This window comes from Maritimimonas sp. 2210JD6-3 (assembly GCF_056591795.1).
The window spans coordinates 273,011-297,174 of the sequence record NZ_JBWQOJ010000001.1; the positions used below are offsets into that span (position 1 = coordinate 273,011).

A 24,164-nucleotide genomic window follows, 5' to 3' on the forward strand; every position below is an offset into this window, starting at 1 on the left:
TTTTATGTGCGGTATAGCAGGCATTATTTCCAAAAAAGATAAAGTTAAGAATAGATTTAATGATTTTATTGAATCTTCAAAACTAATGAATCATAGAGGACCAGACTTTAATGCTTTTATACAGCATGATAATTTACTATTAATTCATTACAGATTAAGTATTATAGATCTAGATGGTAGATCAAATCAACCATTTTCTTCTAGTAGTAGCGAAAGTGTATGTGTTTATAATGGCGAAATCTATAACTATAAAGAATTGATTTCAAGTTTAGATATGAATTTAAGAACAACTTCAGACACAGAAGTAATGCTTGAATCATATGAAAAATATGGTGAACAGTTTATAACTAAATGGAATGGAATTTTTGCTATGGCTATTCACGATAAAAAGAAAAATAGTATTACCTTAATTAGAGACAGATTTGGCGTAAAGCCACTTTATTATTATGAAGATGATGAAGTTATATTATTTGCTTCTGAAGCAAAAGTAATATATAATTGGTTAGACTATTTAACAATATCATTAAAAGGATTGTCAGAATATTTATGGTATGGAAATACCATCAGTAGTCATACAATAATATCTAATGTGCTTAAATTTGAACAAGGTTCATTATTAGAAATTGACCTTAATAATTTCAAAAAAAGAAAATCTAAGTTTTGGTCAAATCCAGGAACAAAGAAAACAACTTTAACAGAAAAAGAGCATATACTTAAAATTAAGGAATTACTAGGTAGCTCTATTGATAGACAATTAATTTCTGATGTTCCACTCGGCATCTTACTAAGTGGAGGCATTGACTCATCTGCTATTGTTGCTCTAGCAACTCAAAAATCTAATTCAAAATTAGATACATATTCAGTTGAATATGACTTTAATATTGGAGGAGAAAGCGAATTGAAAAAAGCAGCTTTAATTGCAAAAAAATACAGTACTAACCACCATGAAATGGTTATTACTGCTAATGAGGTGCCAGATATTTTTAACGCACTCGTATTTCAATACGATGAGCCATTTGCAGATAGTGCTAACATACCCCTGTATCAACTTTCAAAAGCATGTAGTTACGACAAAACAGTTATTTTACAGGGAGACGGAGGGGATGAAATTTTTGCAGGATACAGAAGATATAATATAATGGATTGGCTAAATTTTTGGAAGCTCACTTCTTCTATTTCATACAAATTCATTAAAAACGATAGATTAAAAGAAAGAATGAAAAGAATGTCTTTTGTATTGAATCAAAAAGATAATGGGCTTAGAATGGCTTATTTCTTAACTCAGAATGTTCCTTATATAGACCCTTATGCTATTTTTTCAAACGATTTCAAGTCAAAACTCTCGAGTCAGAACCCTTTTCAATCTTACCATGATTTAAATGCTAAATATATAAATGAAGATTTAATACAAAGACTTTTATTTGCTGATACAGAAATCTTGTTACCACACACATATTTAGAAAAAGTTGATAAGGCTACAATGCTTACTAGTGTTGAGTCTAGAGTACCTTTTTTAGACAATGATTTAACAGATTATATGTTGCGCTTGCCAAGTAATTTAAAAGTTAGAAAAGGGGAAAAGAAATATTTATTAAAAAAAGCCTTAGATGGTTTAGTCCCAAATGAAATATTGTATGGAAAAAAAAGAGGTTTTGATGTGCCCTATAAACAATGGTTAAAAACTAATTTATATGATTTTGCTCATACTACCTTTGAAGAAAATACATTTAAAGAAATCATGAATACTAATCAACTTTTAACACTTTTAAAAGAACATAAACAAGGAAAAGTTGACCATGGGCCAATATTATGGAAATCATTAGTTTTATCAACATGGCTAGGTATGTATAAAAATAAAATATCTTTTAGCTAATAATATGAAACTATCTAAATTAGTATTTGTAATTCCTTCGTTAAATGTTGGGGGTATGGAGCGAGTTATGGTTGAAATCGTAAATTATTTTTCCCGTAAAAATCTAGCGGAAGAAATACATTTAATAATATTGACAAAAAAAGAGCGTGGATTTTCTATTAATAAAAATGTTGTAATTCATGAACCCAAATTTAACTATCAAGATTTCTCAAAAATAAAATATACACTTAAAACTATTAAATATTTAAGAAATAAAATAAAACATATTAAACCGTCTTCAATTTTAAGTTTTGGAGATAGATATAATTCTTTAGTCATTTTAAGCTCTTTGTTTATTAAAACAAATGTATATGTGTCAAATAGAATGAATCCAAACTTAAGTAATGGTTTATTTATAGATATTTTTAATAAAATATTATATCGTTTTGCTTCTGGAATCGTTGCTCAAACCAATACAGCTAAAGAAATATTTTTAAAGCGATATGCTAATAAAAATGTTTTAGTAATTCATAATCCAATAACAATTCTAAGTCCCAAAAAATTACTGAAAGAGAATATAATACTCAATGTAGGAAGGTTTGTTGATGGTAAAAATCAGCATTTGCTTGTGAAATATTTTAATAAAGTTAATATTAATAAGAATTGGAAATTAGTTTTTTTAGGCGATGGACCAAACTTAGAATCAATTAAAGAAAATGTTTTAAAATTAGGACTGAACGATTTTGTAGAATTTCATGGTAATGTAGATAATGTTGATCATTTTTATGCAAAGAGTAAAATTTTTGCCTTTACTTCTTCAAGCGAAGGTTTCCCCAATGTATTAGGTGAAGCCATGTCTGCAAAAGCAGTTTGTATTAGCTTTGATTGTATGACAGGACCTTCAGAATTAATTAATAATAATAAAAACGGATTTTTAATACCTTTATTTGATGACGAGGAATATGTTTCTAAACTAGAAAAATTGATGAACGACGAAAAATTGATGAACGATTTTGCAACAAATGCGTTTAATAAAATAAAGCATTTTTCGATTGATAAAATATGTCAAGAATATTATAATTTATTTATCAATTTACAAACTAAATAAATTGAAGATATTAGTTAATACGACATCAACTTTTAAAGGTGGAGGTGTACAAGTTGCCAAATCTTTTATTGAAGAATGTAAAAATATACGTGATAACGATTATTTAATTGTTTTAAGTGAACCACTTTCTAAAATTATTGATATTTCTGATTTTCCTGAAAATATTAAATTTTATAAAGCAACATTCAGGCCTGCAACTAGGGTGTTTTCATTTAAATCTCATAATAGATTTCTAAAATTACTGGAAAAAAAATTTCTCCCAGATGTTGTGTTTACAACTTCAGGACCTTCTTATTGGAGACCAAAAGCTCCCCATTTAATGGGGTATAATTTACCAAACTACATTTATCCTGAATCACCTTATTTTAAAAGAATATCCACAAAAACAAAAATATGGTGGTTCGCAATGAAGTTATTTGCAAAATATATTTTAAAAAGAGATGCTGATGCTTTGGTAGTTCAAACTGATGATGTAAATTCTAGAGTTAAAAAATTATTAAATAAATCAAAAGTTTTTACAGTTTATAATACGATAAATGCCTACTACATATCTCCTTTAAAAGTTGATAATAAACTACCTTTAAAAGCCGAAAATGAATTCAGGTTTTTAATCTTATCGGCATGGTATCCTCATAAAAATTTATCAATAATACCTGAAGTTGATAGTTTAATAAAACAATTAGGATATAATACTATAAAGTTTATAACAACCCTACCAGAAAATGATTTTAAAAAGTTGAATGTAACTAGTGATGTTCAAAATATTTTAAATGTTGGCCCAATAAAAATTGAAGAAGCTCCATCACTCTATAAAGAATGTGATGCCATGTTTTTGCCAACTTTACTAGAATGTTTTTCTGCATCATATGTTGAAGCAATGAAAATGAAAAAACCAATTGTTACGAGCGATATGGGTTTTGCACACACTGTTTGTCAAAATGCTGCTATTTATGTAAACCCAACTGATGCAAAAGATATCGCAATTAAAATTATAAACTTATATAATTCAAAAGATTTACAGAATAGATTAATAGAAAATGGATTAAGTAGAGTTAAAATATTTGGGACAGCCAAACAGAGAGCAATTCGTTATCTTAAAATTTGTAAAAATTTAATAAAAGAAAAATAAATTGTTAAGTGAAAATTAAAGATAGAAAAATTGTTATTGTTAATCAAGCTGTTAATTATCTAACAATTGGTATATGTAATGAGTTTGTATTAAAGTTTGAAAATGTAGTTTTATTAACTGGAGGTATCCATGAACAAGGAGAAAGTTTAGCCCATTCTATTAGAGTAAGGTATATTAACAAATGGAAAGAAGAACACGGCTTTTCTAAAGCACTAATATACCTTAGAGCTTTATTCAGTATATGGTTTTTATTATTAACAAAATATAGAAAACATGAAGTTTTTTTTATTTCTGTTCCTCCTATGGCTTATTTATTAAATATTATTTTACCAAACCGGTTTAGCATGTTAATTTGGGATGTTTATCCTGATGTATTTAAAATTACTGGGATGAAAGAAAATCATCCTATCTATAGAGTTTGGCAGAAATTAAATCACATTTCATTTAGAAAAGCATATAAAATATTTACCATAGGCGATAAAATGGCTGAACTTATTTCGAATTATGTTAGAAGAGATAAGTTAATAGTACAACCAATTTGGTCTATTTTTCAAGATAATAATAGAGTATCAAAAAAAGAGAATACGTTTATAAATAAACACCAACTTCAAGATAGATTTATTGTACAGTATTCTGGAAATATTGGTCTAACTCACAAAGTTGAAGTTATGATAGATTTAGCAGAAAAAATGCAAAATCATCAACAGATACTATTTCAAATTATAGGAAGAGGACCTAGGGTAGCTAAATTAAAGAAAATAGTAGAAGAAAAACAATTACCAAACTGCCAATTTTTACCCTTTCAGTCTGATGATATGTTTCCATATTCTTTATCTGCTGCTGCTGTTGGGATTGTGATTTTGGATGAATTAACATCTAAAGGTAGTGTGCCTAGTAAATCGTATAATTTAATGAGTTATGGTATTCCTTCATTGTATATTGCTGCCCCAGATTCTGAACTCCAAAACTATGCGAATAAGTACCAACATGCTAAATGTTTTACTGAAAAAGAACTTGATAAGGCTACTAGATTTATCTTAAATTTGTATTCAGATTCAGATTTTTATAAAGAATTAGAAAAAAATAGCCTTAAAGCCGCAGCATATTTTAAAAGAAATAATGCGAAGAAGTTTGTAGATCATTACTTAAGTTAACGTATGAAACAATCTCTATTAAATAATATAAAAAATATCTATGGATGGAAAACAAGAAAGAAAATTATAGTAATTTCTGTAGATGATTATGGTAATGTTAGATTAGATAGTAAAAAAGCCAGACAAAGAATGGATAAAGCTGGACTTAAAGTTAAATCACGATTTGATGCTTATGATACCTTAGAGACCAGAGAAGACCTAGAAGTTTTATATGAAACACTATCTAGTGTGAAAGACAAAAATGGTAAACATGCTGTTTTTACTTCTTTTGCTATGCCTTGCAATATAGATTTCGAAAAAATGGCAGAGAATGGTTATGCGACATATTATTATGAGCAATTACCCGATACTTTTAAAAAATTGTCAATAATCGACGCAAAATCTTACGAAGGAACTTGGAATCTATGGAAAGAGGGTATAGCGCAAAAATTAATAATACCTCAATTTCACGGAAGAGAACATTTAAACCTTAAAGTATTAGAAGAAAAGTTAGCTCGAAAAGATCATGAAGCGATAATTGCGCTTAAGAATAGATCATATACAAGCATATCTAATTCGGGTTATGATACTATAAGTTATACTGCTGCATTCGATTTCTGGAATGTAGGTGAAAACGAATTTCTTTCAACAATTATAGATGATGGTATAGAAGAATTTAAGCAAGTTTTTGGAAATACACCTGTTAACTTTATGCCACCAACATCAAAGATACACCCAATGCATTTACCGAAATTAGCTGCTAAAGGAGTTAAGTATATAGATACAAATTTAATTCATAAGCAACATATGGGTGATGGTGTATTTAAGACTACAGTAAATTTTACAGGAAAAAAGATAGATAAAAATCAGCTTTATTTAGTACGCAATGTGGTATTCGAACCTACAACTAATAAAAATATAGATGTAAGTGTAAAAATAGCATTAGATCAAATAAGAGCGGCTTTTAGATGGAACAAACCCGCGATAATAAGCTCACATCGTGTAAATTTCTGTGGTCATGTAGATGAGAACAACAGAAAGCACGGTATTTTAGCATTATCTAAATTATTAAGGAGTATAGTTACTATTTGGCCTGATGTAGAATTTATGAGTGCTAATGAACTAGGAGATCTTATCTCTAGATAAAAAGATGTTATGTATAGATTTTTTTTAAAAAGAGTTTTAGATTTATTCTTAAGTCTATTTGCACTCATCTTATTTTTCCCAATAATTTTGATTGTTTTTTTAGTTCTGTTATTTCAAAATAACGGTAGTGCCTTATTTTTTCAAAATAGACCAGGACAACATCAAAATAGAATCAGAATTATTAAGTTTAAATCTATGACTGATGAGAAAGATATTAACGGAAATTTGCTGTCAGATGAGAAAAGAGTTACAAAATTTGGTGCTTTTATTAGAAAAACATCACTTGATGAATTACCGCAACTTTTTAATGTATTATGGGGAGATATGAGCTTGGTAGGACCAAGGCCATTATTGTTTAAATACATACCTTTGTTTAGTAAAGAACAGCTTAGAAGACATGATGTAAAACCTGGTATTACAGGTTGGGCACAAGTTAATGGTCGTAATAGTATATCATGGACCAAAAAGTTTCAATATGACGTGTTTTATGTTGACAATGTATCTTTTTTGTTTGATATAAAAATATTATGGTTAACAGTTGTTAAAGTACTTAGAAAGGAAGGTATAAATCAAACAGATTCGAAACCTATGGAACCCTTCAATGGTAAAAATTGATTAATGTATAGAAAGACATTGTATTTATTGTATTACTTTAAAAAATTAGACTGGAATAAGTTTAATAAGTTTGTCAACTATGTTTCAGAAAAAAATAAACGCTCAAAATTTTCGATATGGAAAGAAGCAGTGAATTCTGTGTATAAGTATAATATTTCGTTATTAGAATACTTCTTGTTCAGATTTTATGAAATACCAGATATAGAAAAATTGAACTATGCAGGAACGGGGTATATGTATGAGTATCAGCTTCTTATGAATCCAAAAAAAAATAGGGATATTTTAATAGATAAATTAAATTTTTTAAAGCATTATAAAAAATTTGTTCGGCATCAATTTATATCTGCAACAGAGTTAAATGATATAGAAAAAGTAGAGAAAATGCTGAAAGGAAGTTCTAAAAAAATAGTGTTAAAAAGTTTGGATGGGCAGTGTGGAATTGGAGTTGAAGTTCTAGATGTAAAAGATACAACCAAAGATTATTTGTTATCTAAATTAAAAAATAATAAAGATTATTTCATAGAAGAATTTATAGAGCAACATGAAGACTTAATGAAATTATCTAATACAGGATTAAATACTGTTAGAATAATAACTCAGTTGAATTCGAATAATGATGTTGAAGTGATTGGTGCTAGATTAAGGATTACGGTTAATTCTGACGTAGATAATCTTGCTGCAGGAAATATTGCTGCTCCTATAGATATAAACTCAGGAGAAGTATTTGATAAAGCCATTTACAGTGATATAACCAAAAGTGATGTTGATATGCACCCCTTAACACATGAAAAAATTGTTGGATTTGCAATCCCATTTTGGCAAGAATGTTTAAAAATGGTCAAAGAAGCTGCACTTCTGTATCCAGAAAATAGATCTATAGGTTGGGATGTAGCAATTACAAGTGAAGGACCAGAATTATTAGAAGGGAATCATGATTGGTGCAAATTGTTATGGCAACTTCCTGTAAAAGAAGGATTAAAAATGATTTTAGAAAAGCATAAACAAGAATATTTAATTAACTAATGAAAATACTTATTACAGGTGTTGGAGGCCCTACACCCAGAAGTTTTGCTATATCTTTAAAGAAATTTAGTAAAGAATTTGAAGATGTTGAATTTATAGCTACCGATATTAATCCATTATCAATGGGTTTGTATCAGAAAGAATTATTTAAATATTCTTATGTTATACCTCAGGCTTCAGATAAAGATTATTGGCCTACAATTCAATCAATTATTGATAAACATAATATAGAAATTGCAGTTATACAGCCAGAACTTGAGGTTTTAGAATGGAGCAAAAGAAATGAAAAAGAAGGTTTGCCTTGTAAAGTATTACTACCTCAACATAAGCTTGCCAATTTGTTGGTTGACAAAGCTAAAATGACAGAGGTTCTAAAAGATTTAAACATAGTCCCAAACTCTATTGAGTTTTCAAGAAATGAGATAAACCTTGATGCTATCGGTGAAGAGATCGGATATCCGTACTGGGTTAGAAGCACTAGCGGTTCTAGTGGATTGGGATCATTAAAGATAGATAATATTGATTCTTTAAAAAATTGGATACAAATAAATCCAAACGTCTATCAATTTCTTGCCAGCGAATTTTTAGGAGGTAGAAATTTGGCTTGTAAGTTACTTTATTTTAATGGTAAACTTTTAAGATCTGCTGTTGCCGAAAGAGTAAATTATATAATGTCAAAAGTAGCACCGTCTGGTATAACTGGTAATACTTCTTTCGGAAGGTTACTAAACGAACCTAAGATTGTGGAGATTGCGATTAAAGCAATGGATAAAATGTTTTTGCATAGTAATGCTACTAAACATGGGTTTTTTACAGTTGATTTTAAAGAGAACGAAAAAGGAAAGCCTTATATCACAGAAATAAATGTTAGACATGTAGCTTTTACACAATGTTTTGCAGCCGGAGGTGCGAACTTTGCGTCTGATACAATTAAATTGCTTATTAATAATTCTAATTTTAATAATAATTATTTGAATTATGAGTTTGATAAAGGTTTGATTTTTATTAGAGATGTTGATGAACTTCCGATTATAATGAAGGAAGATTTACTCTTGAAAAAGGAAATATAGCTAGCTGTAAAAATACAATTGAGTTGTTTAAAATTATGTTTATAGATGATTGCATTTGATCAAAAAATATGGCTTTCATCACCGCACTTAACAGGTGAAGAGCAAAAATATATAAAAGAGGCGTTTAAAGATAATTGGGTGGCACCTTTGGGACCCAATGTGAATGGATTAGAGCAAGATATTTGCAATTATACTGGAGCAAAAGCTTGCTCTGCATTATCTTCAGGAACGGCGGCTATTCATCTTGCGTTAATTTTACTTGGAATAAAAGAAGGTGATGAAGTGATTTGCTCAACCTTCACGTTTTCAGCTTCTGCTAATCCTATTTGCTACGAAAAAGCAACACCTATATTTGTTGATTCTGAAAGAGATACATGGAATATGTGTCCAAAAGCTTTAGAAATAGCAATTAAAGATAGAATAGCTAATGGCGAGAAGCCAAAAGCAATTATTTTAGTTCACCTTTACGGAATGCCATCCAAAATGGCAGATATACAAGAAATAGCATCTTATTATGAGATACCAATTATTGAAGATGCTGCTGAGGCTATTGGATCAACATATAAAGGAAAAGCTATGGGTACTTTTGGAGAGATAGGTATTTACTCTTTTAATGGAAATAAGATAATCACTACCTCTGGAGGTGGTGCATTGGTGTCAAATAATCTTGAACACTGTATAAAAGCAACTTTTTTGGCTACGCAAGCTAGAGATGCAGCGCCACATTATCAGCATTCTAATATAGGCTACAATTATAGAATGTCTAATATTGTTGCAGGTATAGGTAGAGGGCAAATGGAAGTTTTAGATGATAGGGTCAACGCAAGACGTAAAAATTTTGAGGTTTATAAAAATACTTTAACCGAAATAACAAATATTGAATTTATTGAAGAACCTTCTGAATATTATTCGAATAGATGGTTAACGTGTATCTTAACAGATAGTTTTAAAACTAGAGAGAGCATAAGATTAGCTTTAGATGAGCAAAATATTGAATCACGTCCTTTATGGAAACCTATGCATTTACAACCTATTTTTAAGGAATATCCGAAGTACACTAATGGAGTATCTAAGGACCTTTTTGATAGAGGTTTATGTTTACCTAGCGGATCTAATTTAACAGACCAACAAAGGCAAAAAGTAATTAATACAATCAAATCCGTTTTTTAAGCGTTATAGGCAAATACAGTAATCTTATTATATATTTAATAATAATCACGACATTTGTACTAAATTTATTGAAAAAGAAGTAATGCTTAAAAAACTTTTCCATAAGGGTGTCACTGCTAATGTATCACGTTCGGTAGTATTACTTATCGATATCTTCTTAGTGCTACAAGCGTTTATAGGTGGGTACTTAATTTACTTTGATTTTAATTTAAATTTTCAACAGTACGGATTTTTTGCACAATTGCCTTTAGTAGCGATATTAAGTACTATCTGCTTTTTACTAGTGGGTTCTTATAAGGGAACGGTTAGACAAACAGGGATTAGAGACGCCCAAAATGTATTTTATGGTGTTACACTACTTTTTATCACTTTAGCTATTATTACTTTTATTGATAGACAAATTTTTGACTTTACAGATAGGCTTGCTGTTCCTTATTCTGTTAACATAATAAGTTATCTGCTAAACATTATTGTTTTAATTGCTAGTCGTTTTATTTTTAAACGATTTGTGCAGCGAATTTTAGTATCATATAAGCCACCTAAAAACACTTTAATATATGGAGCAGGAGATTCTGGGCTCATAACATATACCGCACTTAGTAATGATTTAAATAATAGTAATAATATTGTTGGTTTTATAGATGATGATAAGAAAAAGACTGGCAAAACATACAACAGAGTAAAAGTTTATAGACCTAAAAAAATAACCAAAGAGTTCATAGAAAGTAAGAACATAAAAGAGATCATTGTTTCTATTCAGAATATAAAATCATATAAATTAATGGAAATAGTTGATTCGCTTTTACCACTTCCTGTCAAAGTAAAAATTGTACCCTCTGTTGATAAATGGATAGATGGTGACCTTAATGTGGGACAGATATCTGAGGTAAAAATTGAAGACCTTTTAGATAGAACACCAATTAACATTAACAATCCAGTACTTGAAAAAGAATTAAAAGGAAAGTCCGTTTTAATAACTGGAGCGGCTGGCTCGATTGGTAGTGAAATTGCAAGACAGATTAGTATTTATAATTATAAAACTTTAATACTATTAGATCAAGCTGAATCTCCTTTATATGACGTGCAACAATCCTTTGAAAGAGATAATGTTAAAAATTATGAAGCATTAATAGCAGATATTAGAAATGAGAATCGATTAAAAGAAATTTTTAGGAATTATAAATTCGATGTTGTGTTTCATGCAGCGGCATATAAGCATGTACCACTAATGGAGAACAATCCCTATGAAGCTGTGAAGGTGAATGTTGCAGGAACCAAACAGTTAATGGATTTGGCCTTAGCCCATGAAATTGAGAAATTTATCATGGTTTCGACTGACAAAGCCGTGAATCCAACAAATGTTATGGGCGCAACAAAAAGAGTAGCAGAGATCTATGGTAGTTGTTTAAATAAAAAGAAGAGCAAAACTAAATTTATTACTACACGATTCGGTAATGTATTAGGCTCTAATGGTTCAGTGATACCTTTATTTAAAAGACAAATTAAACAGGGTGGGCCTCTCACAGTAACACATAAAGATATTACGCGTTATTTTATGACGATACCAGAAGCTTGTCAATTGGTTCTAGAAGCTGGTAGTATGGGTAAAGGAGGAGAGATTTTTGTTTTCGATATGGGTAAATCTGTTAAAATATTTGATATTGCTAAGAAAATGATTGAACTTTCTGGATTGCGATACCCAGAAGATATAAATATTAAAATTGTAGGATTACGTCCTGGGGAAAAACTATATGAAGAATTATTAGGAAATGAAGAGAACACGATAAAAACATATCATAAAAAAATTATGATTGCTAAGCCTGAGGAGATTGATTATTCTAGGTTAGAATCTTTAATTTCTGAATTGGCTAAAGTTACTGAGACTGATAAGATTAATATTGTTTCTCAACTTAAAGAAATCGTACCTGAGTATATTTCAAACAATTCTGAGTTTGAAAAATTAGATAAAGCTATATAACCTTTCTTAAATAAAAATATCTTATACTAAGCATTATAAGTATAGGTATAATTGCTACATTAAAAGCTTGAATTTTAAAAATCCACAGAGCTCCCGTTACTAATATTAACAACAACAATAGTAATAGATAATTCCTAATAAAATACTCCATTTTTTCTTTAGATAGCATAAATGCTACAAATAAATTTAATGGAAATGCCCATAAAAAATTAAAATTCTTTGCTGTTGCTGAATGATCTGTTGCAAACCACAATAACAATACTAAGACTCCTATTAAACCTGTTGTGAAGAAGATTATAAAATCGATTCCTTTAGTTCTTTTATTCCTTTTATAATCACGATATGTTAAATATATAATTAATAATGATATAATACTTAAGATTACTAAAGGGGAGAAAATATTTTTATTATTCGTTTCAGATTTATGCTCAAATAAGATATTGGTGTTAAGAACAGCGGGTAGTTGATTTTCTTTAGAGATTATTTTACTTTCATTAAAAATTTCAAAAATATAATCAGGTAAGAATGCATATTCAGCGGGTTTAGCTTTTCTATCAATTACCGAACCTAGCGCAAGATCTATCCCTAAAGTTCCCCAGGGCTGTGTATATGAATAATTATGAATAAGATCTCTTAAAGTTTCACTTTTATTATTTGTAAAACTATAATCAAATTGTACATCCTTTTTTAAAATATCTGTAGTAACATCCCTTAGTTTTGTAGCACAGTTATCATAGAAGAAGTCATATAGATATTTACTATTTTCTGGTTTAGCATTGTTTAGTAAATAGTTAAAATAAGCTTGTCTTTTGGGTTTTGATAAATTCAATATTTGCTCTTTTACTGATCTTTTTTGCCCTTTGTAATAATCAAAAAAGGATTTGAAATCTCTGAAACCTACTTTGTAAAGTAATTTGCCTTGAGCAAATTTTAAAATGAAATTGGGCTCTTCAAAATCATAGATTCCATAATTAAAAACGAGATCTAATTGTAATACTGGATCTTTAACGCGAATAGCGCTATGTCCAAAACAATCAACTAGGCTATCACCTGGCCCAATGGTTATAATGCTTATCTGTGCGTATTCGCTCAAACCCAAAGTTTGAGAATTCCCTATAAAAGAAAGAAATAAAAAGGTAAAAATAGAAATGATTATTTTTTTCATACTACCGCAAATCTGAAATATCAACTTTCAACGAAAAGATATTAGAATAAAGAGTTCCGTTTGCACCTCCAATATTAGAGAGTGCATAGTCAACTTGTATGCCTTTATATTTGAATCCAACACCAAAATTTGGTTCTAAGGTTAAGGATTCAGAATTATCAAAATTTCGTGTATTTTGAAAGTTATTGATACCACCTCTTATATACACGAAGTCTAAGTAATCAACTTGAAAACCGAAGGAAGGCGTTATACTTGCAAATGAACTGGCAATAATATCATTAGTCTCTGTAAAACGAACATTTAAGTCTAATGCAGTTAATAGACCAAACCCGTTAGCAATTTTGAATTTACGGGCTACTCCTAATTGCATTTTAGGTTTTGTTATTTCAATTTTTTCTGGAGTAACCGTCGGTATGATTTCATCATCATTATCTGGATTGCCATCATTAAGAATAGCTTGATTAATATCGTCATAGATAGCGATAATGGCATTTAATTCATCTTGTTCAAAAGACCACGCATTAAATGAGGTTGTAATATCTCTTAGCATGAGCCCAAAACGCCATGTGTCGGTGCTGTATTGGGCTCCTAAATCAAAACCAAAGCCGATTGAAGAAGCAAAATCACCAATTCTTCGTCTAATTACTTTTGCATTAACACCAACGTCAAACTTTTTATTATTTATGGTGAGTCTCTTAGCATAGGCAACATTTATTGCCCAATCTGCAGCTGAAAATAAACTAATGCGATTATAATCAATAGAGCCATCTACGATTAAATTTGTTGTATTTAAAATGTCATCAACTCCAAAACGAATGATAGAAGCCGCTATGGTACTTTCTGTATCTATAGGCTTAGCAATTGCTATATAATCATATTTTGCTATTCCTTGAAAATATTCAGCATGCATCAGTGCACCCTGATAATCATTAATACCAACTAATCCCGCAGGGTTCCAATAAATAGCATTTACATCATTGGTAACAGCTGCTGTGGCTTTTCCCATACCAAAAGCTTGCGCATCAACACCTATATTTAAAAATTCATTTGAAAATCCTCGTATAGTTTGACTATTAGCAAACAAAGGAAGTAGAATAAAAAAAAAGAGTACTTTTTTCAAAAGGCTGCCGTTTATGCAAATATCTAATTTAATTATGAAACGTATATGCTTAACTTATGAATTAACAACTTTACCATCTTTCATTTCGAGTTTCCTATCTGCCATATCAGCGAGCACTTTATTATGTGTTACGATGACAAATGTTTGGTTAAACTCATCACGTAGTTTAAAAAATAGTTCATGTAAGTTTTTTGCTGAAGCAGAATCTAAATTACCACTAGGCTCATCGGCAAAAATTACTTGAGGTTTATTTATAAGGGCTCTAGCGACAGCAACGCGTTGTTGTTCACCGCCAGAAAGCTCATTGGGTTTATGAGCTATTCTATCTTTTAAACCTAGAAAAGATAATATTCTTTCAGCTTCTTGTTCGGTTTCTTTTCTGCCTTTTTTACCAATATACGCTGGTATAGATACATTTTCTAAGGCAGTAAATTCTGGTAATAATTGATGAAATTGAAAAATAAATCCGATATGTTGATTTCTAAATTTAGAAATACTTTTATCATCTAAGCGAAGTATATTTTCTGAATTAAATGTTAATGTAGCATTATTAGTATTGGTTGGTTTATCTAATGTGCCTAAGATTTGTAATAGCGTAGTTTTACCAGCACCAGATGGCCCCACGATGGCTACAATTTCACCTTTATTTATTGTTAAGTTTACATCTTTTAATACTTGAAGATCGTTATAAAACTTATTAATATTTTTTGCTTCTATCATAGTTTGAATGCTAGAAAGCGAAAGTATGAAATTTAGCTTGTCTAAAAAATATTTTTAAGATTGTTATAGTCAATAAAATAAACCAATCTAAGTGAAAAAATATGTCGTGAAGGTTGATTGAACAAACTGTCTATGTTTTCTGAAAAATTTAGATTTGCTGCAGTGTCAAAATTTGTAATGGTGTTTCTATAAAAAGCAATTAATTGACTTCCGGGAGCAAATTGCCAGATATAGTTCAAATCTAAATTCCAACTATTAAAATTAATATTATCTGTTCCAGCATAAGAAGTTGGGTTTAAGAATCCGTCTTGCTCAAGTGCGAAATACTGATCATCATATTGTACAGCTTCCCAATTGTGTCTAAATGTAAGTGATAGAGATGATTTAATACCAAAACTAAATTTTCCTGATAGCGTATTATTTATCGATTTTCTATCACGTTGACCAAATATAATGCCTTCGGTGTCAGTATTATCTACATATCCTCTGTCAGCATCAGTTTTATTTATTCTAAAACCGTAGGTAAGCGAAAATTTATCATTAAAACGATATCTAGGGCGTAAACCAAAACCATAACCGCGCTTTGGGTCTTTGGTAAAAGTCGTAAGATAGACATCATAATCAAGCGCTAGCTTTTTTCTTCGATCACTCTCACCCCAATGATTTACATTTAATTGTTCAGGCCTATTAAAGAAAATACCACTGGTACTACCTTGTCTGGGTTCAAAAAAATCTTTTCGTTCAGTTCCGTAATTGATGTTACCGCCAAAGAAGTTACGTTTTTTTGTTTGAGACCAAGCTGATATTCCTGCTCTTGCCCCCGTATAAACTCCATTATGGTCTAAAAAATTAAAATTAAACCAATTTGTCACTTGTATATTGTTAAATCTTCCTTTAGGTTTTAATATTCTATAATTTACATTTCCATAAACCGTTCTTTCATTATTACTAAATAAAATACCTAAATCATTTGGGTCATATTTTTCATCTTCGAAGTTATAGCCTATTTCTCCTCGCCAATTACCAAAGCTTTTACCGATGCTCGTATCAAAAGTATAACCAGTATTCGTTTCACCATTTTCATAAACATTACTCATTTTTACAGATCCATCTATAAAGTATTTACTACTTTTCGTCTCAACATGGTATAGAAATCCGGTTGTATTAGCATCCCTAAAACTTCCTTCTCGCATTACATTTGTATTGATCAATGTAACAGACGAATTCTTATTAAACTGTTGGTCTAAAACTGTAACATTATAATTTGCAAAAGGTTCAGTAACTTTTTTGAAAAATTCTTCAGTTACAGTATCATCAGGATTCGTAGTTGTTCTTTTAATTGTTGCTTTTGTTCTTTCAGTAATTGCATTAAAAAAGCCAATACCTAATCCTTTTTTTGTTCTACCAGATACTTTAATTGCATTTAACATTTGAACATTATCGGGATTGTCAATTATTTCTTCATTATCGGCCAATTCATTTTGCACTGAAAAGAAACCAGTAGGAGTGTCTCCTATTCTACGAGAATAAAACAATCTTCCCTTATTAAAAAGTTCTGTTCCCTCTGTAAAAAATTGACGCTGCTCAGTGAACTGTTGCTCAAAAGGACCTAGGTTTAACACTACATTGTCAAAACCAGTTTGCCCGAAATCAGGAATTAATGTAGCATCAAGTGTGAAATTTTCAGTAATACCATATTTCAAATCCATACCAAAGCTTTCTTCAAAGATTGTTTGTCCGTCAAAAGAATTTGTCGTTCCAGAAGCATAGGGGTAAAATAATAAGCGTGTTGGTGGTTTAATATCTTCTAAGCCTTCTAATAAGCCATCATATTGTGTCCAACTGCCTTTAGTATTATCTATATGCGACCATGTATATTGTGCATTGGCACTTTGCACCCTTCTATGAATATTGATACCCCAAGTTTGTACTTTTTTATTTGCAAAGCGTAAAGCACGATAAGGTATTTTTATTTCTGCGATCCATCCTTTCTCAGTGAGTGCTACATCGCTTTCCCATACAGCACTCCAGTTGAAATCTTCATTACCATTAGACACTTTGCAATCTGCTTGTACGCCTGTACTCATAACAATAAATTCAAAAGGATTTTGCCCATCATCATTAGGGTTTATAGTAACTAAAAAGAAATCTGTATTACCAAAGCCATCTCGATTTGTAAACTCCATAGGGATCGTGGTTGGATTGTCATCATACATATAGGCTCCTATATAAATAGCAGCATCATCGTATAAAATTTTTACCTCAGTTTTTAAATTATCAGGTTCAGGTTTTCCATTATCAGGGCGCATCATCACAAAATCTTTTGCAACGGCTGCATTTTGCCAAACGGCATCATCCAACTTGCCATCAATTTTTGGAGCACTACTAATTTTTGTTGTTTTTAATGCTTTTCTTGGAGTTTCTAATTGTCCTTGTGTGTAGATTGAAAAAGTAAATCCGATTGCAAAAAGAAATAAATATTTAAAAGACATAATAAGTTGGGTAGATTTATTGAGTTATAAAATTACAGATGAATAAATGCTGAAATCTTAATTAGTTGTTAATTCAACCTAAAGACTTGTTAAATTTTATAGTGTTACAATTTTATCTTCATTTTTTAGGTTCGATTCTAATTTTCAATTTTGAATTTGTACTTTTGCGATGGTTTAAATCAAATATTCTACAATGAATTTACACGAATATCAAGGGAAAGAAATATTAAGCAGCTTTGGCGTAAGAACACAACGCGGTATTGTTGCTCATAATCATAAAGAAGCAGTTGATGCAGCTAAGCAATTATCAACAGAAACTGGCACGAGTTGGTGGGTTGTAAAAGCGCAAATACATGCTGGTGGTCGAGGAAAAGGAGGAGGAGTGAAGCTAGCTAAAAGTTTAGCTGAAGTGGAGTCTATTTCTGAAGACATTATCGGGATGATGTTAAAAACACCTCAAACTCCACCAGAAGGTAAAAAGGTGCATCAAGTACTTATAACTGAGGATGTATATTACCCAGGTGATAGTGAACCAGAAGAATACTATATGTCTGTTTTATTGAATAGAGCTACAGGTAGAAATATGATTATGTATTCTACAGAAGGAGGTATGGATATTGAAGCTGTTGCTGAAGAAACGCCACATTTAATATTTACGGAAGAAATTGACCCAGCTACCGGATTGTTGCCTTTTCAAGCACGTAAGATAGCTTTTAACTTAGGATTGTCTGGTGGAGCAATGAAAGAAATGGTAAGATTTGTTTCTTCATTATATACTGCTTTTGTAAAATCTGATTCTTCATTATTTGAAATCAATCCTGTATTAAAAACATCAGACGATAAGATCATGGCTGTTGATGCTAAAGTTACTTTAGATGATAATGCGTTGTTCCGTCATAAAGATTATGCTGAAATGCGTGATTTACGTGAGGAAAATCCAATTGAAGTAGAAGCAAAAGCAGCTGGATTAAATTATGTTGATCTTGACGGAAATGTGGGTTGTATGGTGAACGGAGCTGGACTTGCCATGGGTACTATGGACTTGATTAAACAAGCAGGAGGAGAGCCCGCTAACTTCTTAGATGTAGGCGGTACTGCTGATGCAAAACGTGTAGAAACAGCTTTTAGAATCATCTTAAAAGACGATAATGTAAAAGCAATTTTGGTAAATATTTTTGGAGGTATTGTTCGTTGTGACCGAGTAGCGCAAGGTGTTGTAGATGCTTACACAAATATGGGCGATGCTATTAAAGTGCCAATTATAGTACGTTTGCAAGGTACCAACGCTAAAGAAGCCAAAGAACTTATTGATAATAGTGGTATGGAGATTATCTCTGCTACCGAATTTCAAGAAGCTGCTGATAAAGTACAACAGGTATTATAATTTAAAAAAGTATTCCTTCAAAGCAGGAAATGTTTTATAAAAAAAAGAGCGATACAATTTGTTTCGCTCTTTTTTTGTTATTTATGTAGCACTACATAAACTTGCCAAAGAAAATAGCGTTCATCATTAATTTATTGGTACCATACCAAAATGCCCTAAAGTTGGTGTTGTCTGTAAATACAATTACTTTCCCTCTACCCATGTTAGCAGTTTTAAAAGGTATAGTGTTTGATAATGCCTTTAAATTTTCTTTAGAAATATAACCACTCAATAATGGTTTTTTGGTGTATTGTATTGCAGGTTTGTATGTGCCTGTACTATCTGGCTTTACAAACAATGTAGTATTTCTAAACAGCGCAATTTTATCGTTGTTATACCCAAAATTGACAGGGTGTGTTTTATCTAATTGCGCTTCAAAAATAGCACCACCAATTACCTGAGCACCTCGTAATCGCGAACGTTTATCAAAAACTACATTTTTTGTCACTGCTTTCGATTTTTTGAAATCTAATTTTATAAACTTCTTTGAATTCAACCAACGTAAACTATTTCTAAATCCAATTAAAGTACCTCCTGCTTGTACAAATGATTTTAATTTCTTTTCTACTTTATCTAAACCATTTCCAAACGAATTGGGTAAAATAATTGTTGTATAATGACTTAAATCTGTGTGTTCTAAATTTCGTGTGTCTAATTTCGTTATCGGAATATCATATCTAGTATCTAGTAAATGCCATATTTCACCAGCATCATAAGAGTTAATCCCATCTCCAATAAATATAGCAATATTAGGTTTTTTCAACGCTTTAAAATCATTACTACCTAAATCAATACCATCGGCTAAGCCAGTATTTACAGCATCTATGTTAACACCCGTTTCTATAGCTAGATTTGCAAGTAGTGTATGTATAGTTTCTGCTGATTTTTTTTGATTCTGAATAGGAATCATAATGGTACCGTAGTCATATTTCTTTCCATTAATTGAAAAGGGTTTCATGGCAACTTTAGCTCTTAAACCTCTCTTAAGAATTTGATACGTTAATTTAGGAGTATAATACTCGTCCCATTCATATAAATATGCATAATTACTTTTTGCAGATATTTTTCCTTTTGGAAAGGATAAACTGGTTACTTCTTCACCAAGATTAGATGCATTTGATGCATAATTATACGGTAGATCAAATGCCATTGGTAAAGTCCATGCAGAAACATCATAGAAGAGACTATCTTTAAATTTAGTACGCTTTTCAAACATGGCATTTATTAACCTCGAATTTGATTGATTCATAGGTACTATATAACTATGGTCATTTTTTTTATTCTTATAGAACTTTATATGTTGTCTTTTCAGCATTTCTGCAAAGTGAAAGGTCTTAGCTTTATCATTTTTGTCACCAAATACAATGGTCTTTGTTTTGATTTTTGACAACTCTTTTTGTGCGTTTTTATAAAAATCGCGTTGATAATTTAATAATTTCACACGCATTTCTTTTGCAGCCTTTTGTGTAGAGAGCCCCGCGGTAAACTGATTTCTTATAGAGTAAGGAAAACTTAATAATCCGTTATCACTATTTTGCAAATGACCTCGAGAACTCCCTTGTTCGAATAAGATACCAATACTTCCGTTAATATCAGGGAATGTTGACCCTTTTCCATAATAGAAGTCATCAAAACCTTCTTCAGAATAATAAAGTGAGCCAATTTTATCAAATGCTTTTGCGTGATATTCTCCAATTTGTCGAGTTAACTCTTGATTCATTTTTGGTGTTAACGGATGCGTTCTATCGGGTACACCAGGCTGAAAAAAGAACGTTGAATTGGTACCCATTTCATGGTGATCTGTTAGTATGTTAGGTTTCCATTTATGGAAAGTTTTAATTCTTGCTTGTGATTCGGGTAATTGAGCCACTAACCAATCTCTATTCATATCAAACCAATAATGATTTGTTCTTCCTCGAGGCCATGCTTCATTATACTCTCTATCATTACCATCTGGTGTTAGATTCTGATTTTTATGAGTATTTACCCAAGAAGCAAAACGATTTAATCCATCTGGATTATAGGAAGGATCAAATAAAATAATGGTATTGTCTAGTAATTCATTAATGTAAGTTCCTTCAGCTGCCGCAAGGTAATAGGCTAAAAGCAATCCCGCATTTGCACCACTGGGTTCATTACCATGAATTGAAAACCCTTGATATAAAACCAATGGCATTGTTTCAGTATTTAGAACTGAAGATTGATTAGCATCAGATAATTTTAAATGTTCTTTTCTTATTTGCTCTAAATTTTGATGATTTTTTGGTGATGTTATGGTCAACAGCAAAAGCGGTCTATCTTCGTATGTTTTTCCGCGATTTTCTAGCGTAATTCGATCTGAAGCTTTAGCCAAAGCTCTCATATACTCAGCTAACTTATCATGAGAGACATGCCATTCGCCAACTTGAAATCCTAATATACTTTCTGGTGTTGGTATATTTTGATTATACGAAATATCTTGTGGTAAATAATACGATAAGTCAACTTTATTTTGTGTAAAAGTTGAGAATGAAATTAATAAATAAAAGAGAAGTAGTACTTTTTTGAGCATTGTAGTTAGTTTTGATATGATAAATTTATAAAAAAACCGCTCAATTCGAAATTGAGCGGTTTTTTGTAGTTAATATAAAAATATTGAATTAGTTACTTGTTATATATCATCAAAATTAATATCAGTAAAACTTTCTGGGGTAGCAGCTCCGTTTTCCTCAGTACCATTTACTTTTTGATAATCTTTTTGATGACGTTCAGAGATTACTTCTTCGCCTTTTTCAGAAATGATAAAATCTGTAGCTTTATCTAACATTTCTCTAAACTCCGAAAAATCTTCTTTGTAAAGATAAATTTTATGCTTTTTATAATGGAATGATCCATCATCATGTGTAAACTTCTTACTTTCTGTAACTGTTAAGTAATAATCACCTGCTTTTGTTGATCTTACATCAAAAAAGTACGTTCTTCTACCTGCTCTCAACACTTGCGAAAAGATCTCTTCTTGCTCAGTAAACTCTTTTTCACTCATAATAATCTTTACTTTAATTCTTCATTAATAGTGAACAAATCTAAAAAAATAAATTACTCAAACAAGTTTTTATATAAAATTCTTTTAGTGTATGTCGGTAGATTGCTCGAGAAGTTGCTGATTATAAAGCTCTTGGTAATATCCCTTTTTATTAGAAAGTTCATGATGTGTGCCTTGTTGAATTATAGTACCTTCATCTAGTACAATAATATAATCTGCATTCTTAGCAGAAGACACCCTATGACTAACAATAATGGTAGTTTTGTTTTTACTAACCTTTTCGAGATTGTTTAGTATAATTTCCTCTGTTTCTGTATCTACTGCCGAAAGGCAATCGTCAAATATTAATATCTTAGGATTACCAATAATAGCTCTAGCTATAGAGGTACGTTGTTTTTGTCCGCCCGATAAAGTAACACCGCGCTCACCTACGGTTGTTTCATATCCTTCACTAAATTCAGAAATATTATGATGTATATGTGCATCTTTTGCTGATTGAATGACTTCTTCATCTGTAGCATTCACCTTACCGAACTTTATATTATTTTTTATAGTATCAGAAAAAAGGAAAGCTTCTTGTGGTACAAAACCTATGGCTTCTCTAAGGCTATCAAGGTTTAAATTTTGAATAGGTATGTTATCGATTAAGATTAGACCTTTATCGACATCATATAAACGAGCTATAAGATTGATTATGGTTGACTTTCCAGACCCTGTTCTACCCAATATTGCAAGCGTTTTTCCGCTTTTAAGCGTAAAGGAAATATTTTTTAGTGCTTCAATACCAGTATCATCGTATACAAAAGACACATCTTTGAATTCAATAGTGCCTTCTATAACCGATTTTTCCTGTATGGTATTTTTTATTTCTGGTTTTACTTCTAAAAACTCATTAATACGCTTTTGAGAAGCTTCTGCTTGCTGTACAATAGATGTTACCCAACCCACAACAGCCACGGGCCAAGTGAGCATATTTACATACATAATAAATTCTGCAATAACTCCTATACTTTCTATTTGTCCGTTAATATAGCGCGTGCCTCCAATATAAATCACGAGAAGATTACTCATTCCGATAAGCAGGATCATTAAAGGAAAGAATAAGGCTTGAACCTTAAATAGCGCAATATTTTTTTGTTTACTTTTTATGGCTAAAGAATTAAATGTATTAAATGAAGGTTTCTCAATACCGTAGGCTTTTATAACATTAATACCTGAAAAGACTTCTTGCGCATTCGTAGTTAACTTCGAAAGATATTCTTGTACAATTCTACTTCGTTGATTGATAACTCTACTAATAAAATAAATAGATACAGACAATATAGGTAGTGGTAGTAAAGTATATAAGGTTAATGTGCTATCTATGGTTAACATATTACCTATCACTATAATAAATAGTGTAATCATATTAATAGTGTACATAATTGCAGGTCCAAAATACATGCGTACTTTACCAACATCTTCACTAATTCTATTCATTAAATCACCAGTTCTATTCTTTTTGTAGAAGTTTTGAGAGAGACGCTCATACTGCTGAAATATTTCATTTTTTAGATCAAATTCAATATGTCTAGACATTACTATAATGGTTTGTCGCATAATAAAAGTGAATAAACCAGATAAAATAACAGCACCTACAATAAGCAATATGTTCACAAGAAGTTCATCTTTTACTACACTAATCTCGGCTACAGTACCTTGCTGATAATCTTCTACAATGGTTAGCGATTTATTAACTAATCTTGGTGTAAAAAGAGAAAAGATACGAGCAATAATGGTAGTGACAATACCAATAATTAGCCTATACTTATATTTTACAAAGAATTTATTTAGATATTTTAGTGCTTTCAAAAATGAAGGGTTGAAAAGGCTAAAATAAGATAATTAAAAGAGTTAAAAAACCGTTGAGAGTTAATGAAGTCTTAAATTATTTTTTGTGGTTGAAGTTTAGTTGTCATTAACTATTAAAAAAGTACCTTTGCAGCGATTTTTAATAAT

At 30.7% G+C, this 24,164-nt stretch carries 18 protein-coding genes; 11 read left to right on the plus strand and 7 right to left on the minus strand.

Features of this window, described 5'->3' with window-relative positions:
- The first annotated feature begins 4 nt into the window (after positions 1-4).
- The 10 genes from asnB to AC1EUY_RS01270 all read left to right on the plus strand — a co-directional run bounded on the left by asnB (position 5) and on the right by AC1EUY_RS01270 (position 12,224).
- Positions 5-1,873: an asparagine synthase (glutamine-hydrolyzing) gene (gene asnB, locus AC1EUY_RS01225; protein ID WP_480193674.1), complete on the plus strand. Its 1,869-nt coding sequence runs from the start codon at positions 5-7 to the stop codon at positions 1,871-1,873.
- 4 nt (positions 1,874-1,877) lie between these two features.
- The gene (locus AC1EUY_RS01230) at positions 1,878-2,960 is read left to right on the plus strand and encodes a glycosyltransferase (protein ID WP_480193675.1); all 1,083 of its coding nucleotides are present in this window, start codon (positions 1,878-1,880) and stop codon (positions 2,958-2,960) included.
- 1 nt (position 2,961) lies between these two features.
- Positions 2,962-4,089, plus strand: coding sequence for a glycosyltransferase (locus AC1EUY_RS01235; protein WP_480193676.1), 1,128 nt, complete (start codon positions 2,962-2,964; stop codon positions 4,087-4,089).
- An 8-nt stretch (positions 4,090-4,097) separates the two neighbouring features.
- Positions 4,098-5,243 (plus strand): glycosyltransferase family 4 protein, encoded by a 1,146-nt coding sequence (locus tag AC1EUY_RS01240; protein ID WP_480193677.1) that lies wholly within the window; start codon positions 4,098-4,100, stop codon positions 5,241-5,243.
- A 3-nt stretch (positions 5,244-5,246) separates the two neighbouring features.
- Positions 5,247-6,368, plus strand: coding sequence for a hypothetical protein (locus AC1EUY_RS01245; RefSeq protein WP_480193678.1), 1,122 nt, complete (start codon positions 5,247-5,249; stop codon positions 6,366-6,368).
- A 9-nt stretch (positions 6,369-6,377) separates the two neighbouring features.
- Positions 6,378-6,983 carry a sugar transferase gene (locus AC1EUY_RS01250; protein WP_480193679.1) on the plus strand — a complete coding sequence of 202 codons (606 nt, stop codon included), beginning with the start codon at positions 6,378-6,380 and terminating at the stop codon, positions 6,981-6,983.
- Positions 6,984-6,986: 3 nt separating this feature from the next.
- On the plus strand, positions 6,987-8,006 hold the full coding sequence (locus AC1EUY_RS01255; RefSeq protein WP_480193680.1) for a sugar-transfer associated ATP-grasp domain-containing protein: 1,020 nt from the start codon (positions 6,987-6,989) through the stop codon (positions 8,004-8,006).
- On the plus strand, positions 8,006-9,076 hold the full coding sequence (locus AC1EUY_RS01260; protein WP_480193681.1) for an ATP-grasp domain-containing protein: 1,071 nt from the start codon (positions 8,006-8,008) through the stop codon (positions 9,074-9,076). The genes AC1EUY_RS01255 and AC1EUY_RS01260 overlap by 1 nt, the downstream gene beginning before the upstream one ends.
- A 45-nt stretch (positions 9,077-9,121) precedes the next feature.
- Positions 9,122-10,246, plus strand: a complete 1,125-nt coding sequence (locus AC1EUY_RS01265) for a DegT/DnrJ/EryC1/StrS family aminotransferase (protein ID WP_480193682.1) — start codon at positions 9,122-9,124, stop codon at positions 10,244-10,246.
- An 82-nt stretch (positions 10,247-10,328) separates the two neighbouring features.
- Positions 10,329-12,224, plus strand: coding sequence for a polysaccharide biosynthesis protein (locus AC1EUY_RS01270; protein WP_480193683.1), 1,896 nt, complete (start codon positions 10,329-10,331; stop codon positions 12,222-12,224).
- Here the strand turns inward: AC1EUY_RS01270 and AC1EUY_RS01275 are convergent.
- From AC1EUY_RS01275 to AC1EUY_RS01290, 4 genes are read right to left on the minus strand one after another with little or no spacing between them, the layout of a single operon-like run.
- Positions 12,217-13,389 (minus strand): lipoprotein N-acyltransferase Lnb domain-containing protein, encoded by a 1,173-nt coding sequence (locus AC1EUY_RS01275; RefSeq protein WP_480193684.1) that lies wholly within the window; start codon positions 13,387-13,389, stop codon positions 12,217-12,219. The two genes, AC1EUY_RS01270 and AC1EUY_RS01275, sit on opposite strands and share 8 nt — an antisense overlap.
- Before the next feature lies 1 nt (position 13,390).
- Positions 13,391-14,509 carry a putative type IX sorting system protein PorV2 gene (locus AC1EUY_RS01280; RefSeq protein ID WP_480193685.1) on the minus strand — a complete coding sequence of 373 codons (1,119 nt, stop codon included), beginning with the start codon at positions 14,507-14,509 and terminating at the stop codon, positions 13,391-13,393.
- A 54-nt stretch (positions 14,510-14,563) separates the two neighbouring features.
- Positions 14,564-15,229: an ABC transporter ATP-binding protein gene (locus AC1EUY_RS01285; protein WP_480193686.1), complete on the minus strand. Its 666-nt coding sequence runs from the start codon at positions 15,227-15,229 to the stop codon at positions 14,564-14,566.
- Between the two features lie 41 nt (positions 15,230-15,270).
- A complete protein-coding gene (locus tag AC1EUY_RS01290) occupies positions 15,271-17,721 on the minus strand; it encodes a DUF5916 domain-containing protein (RefSeq protein WP_480193687.1) in 2,451 nt (816 codons plus the stop codon).
- Positions 17,722-17,914: 193 nt separating this feature from the next.
- Here AC1EUY_RS01290 and sucC point away from each other — a divergent pair, with 193 nt between their 5' ends.
- A complete protein-coding gene (sucC, locus tag AC1EUY_RS01295) occupies positions 17,915-19,105 on the plus strand; it encodes an ADP-forming succinate--CoA ligase subunit beta (RefSeq protein WP_480193688.1) in 1,191 nt (396 codons plus the stop codon).
- Positions 19,106-19,196: 91 nt separating this feature from the next.
- On the opposite strand, the gene AC1EUY_RS01300 is transcribed toward sucC, so the two are convergent.
- The 3 genes from AC1EUY_RS01300 to AC1EUY_RS01310 form a co-directional block, all read right to left on the minus strand.
- Positions 19,197-21,695, minus strand: coding sequence for a M14 family zinc carboxypeptidase (locus tag AC1EUY_RS01300; RefSeq protein ID WP_480193689.1), 2,499 nt, complete (start codon positions 21,693-21,695; stop codon positions 19,197-19,199).
- 99 nt (positions 21,696-21,794) lie between these two features.
- The gene (locus AC1EUY_RS01305; protein ID WP_480193690.1) at positions 21,795-22,166 is read right to left on the minus strand and encodes a PUR family DNA/RNA-binding protein; all 372 of its coding nucleotides are present in this window, start codon (positions 22,164-22,166) and stop codon (positions 21,795-21,797) included.
- An 84-nt stretch (positions 22,167-22,250) separates the two neighbouring features.
- Positions 22,251-24,017: an ABC transporter ATP-binding protein gene (locus AC1EUY_RS01310; protein WP_480193691.1), complete on the minus strand. Its 1,767-nt coding sequence runs from the start codon at positions 24,015-24,017 to the stop codon at positions 22,251-22,253.
- Positions 24,018-24,164 lie beyond the last annotated feature (147 nt).

Bases quoted from the DNA above. Each gene is read 5' to 3' on its own strand.
- AC1EUY_RS01290 (WP_480193687.1), bottom strand. From the start codon at position 17,721: ATGTCTTTTAAATATTTATTTCTTTTTGCAATCGGATTTACTTTTTCA.
- AC1EUY_RS01275 (WP_480193684.1), bottom strand. From the start codon at position 13,389: ATGAAAAAAATAATCATTTCTATTTTTACCTTTTTATTTCTTTCTTTT.
- sucC (WP_480193688.1), top strand. From the start codon at position 17,915: ATGAATTTACACGAATATCAAGGGAAAGAAATATTAAGCAGCTTTGGC.
- AC1EUY_RS01245 (WP_480193678.1), top strand. From the start codon at position 5,247: ATGAAACAATCTCTATTAAATAATATAAAAAATATCTATGGATGGAAA.
- AC1EUY_RS01255 (WP_480193680.1), top strand. From the start codon at position 6,987: ATGTATAGAAAGACATTGTATTTATTGTATTACTTTAAAAAATTAGAC.
- AC1EUY_RS01300 (WP_480193689.1), bottom strand. From the start codon at position 21,695: ATGCTCAAAAAAGTACTACTTCTCTTTTATTTATTAATTTCATTCTCA.
- AC1EUY_RS01285 (WP_480193686.1), bottom strand. From the start codon at position 15,229: ATGATAGAAGCAAAAAATATTAATAAGTTTTATAACGATCTTCAAGTA.
- AC1EUY_RS01230 (WP_480193675.1), top strand. From the start codon at position 1,878: ATGAAACTATCTAAATTAGTATTTGTAATTCCTTCGTTAAATGTTGGG.
- AC1EUY_RS01250 (WP_480193679.1), top strand. From the start codon at position 6,378: ATGTATAGATTTTTTTTAAAAAGAGTTTTAGATTTATTCTTAAGTCTA.
- AC1EUY_RS01260 (WP_480193681.1), top strand. From the start codon at position 8,006: ATGAAAATACTTATTACAGGTGTTGGAGGCCCTACACCCAGAAGTTTT.
- AC1EUY_RS01270 (WP_480193683.1), top strand. From the start codon at position 10,329: ATGCTTAAAAAACTTTTCCATAAGGGTGTCACTGCTAATGTATCACGT.
- AC1EUY_RS01265 (WP_480193682.1), top strand. From the start codon at position 9,122: ATGATTGCATTTGATCAAAAAATATGGCTTTCATCACCGCACTTAACA.
- asnB (WP_480193674.1), top strand. From the start codon at position 5: ATGTGCGGTATAGCAGGCATTATTTCCAAAAAAGATAAAGTTAAGAAT.
- AC1EUY_RS01305 (WP_480193690.1), bottom strand. From the start codon at position 22,166: ATGAGTGAAAAAGAGTTTACTGAGCAAGAAGAGATCTTTTCGCAAGTG.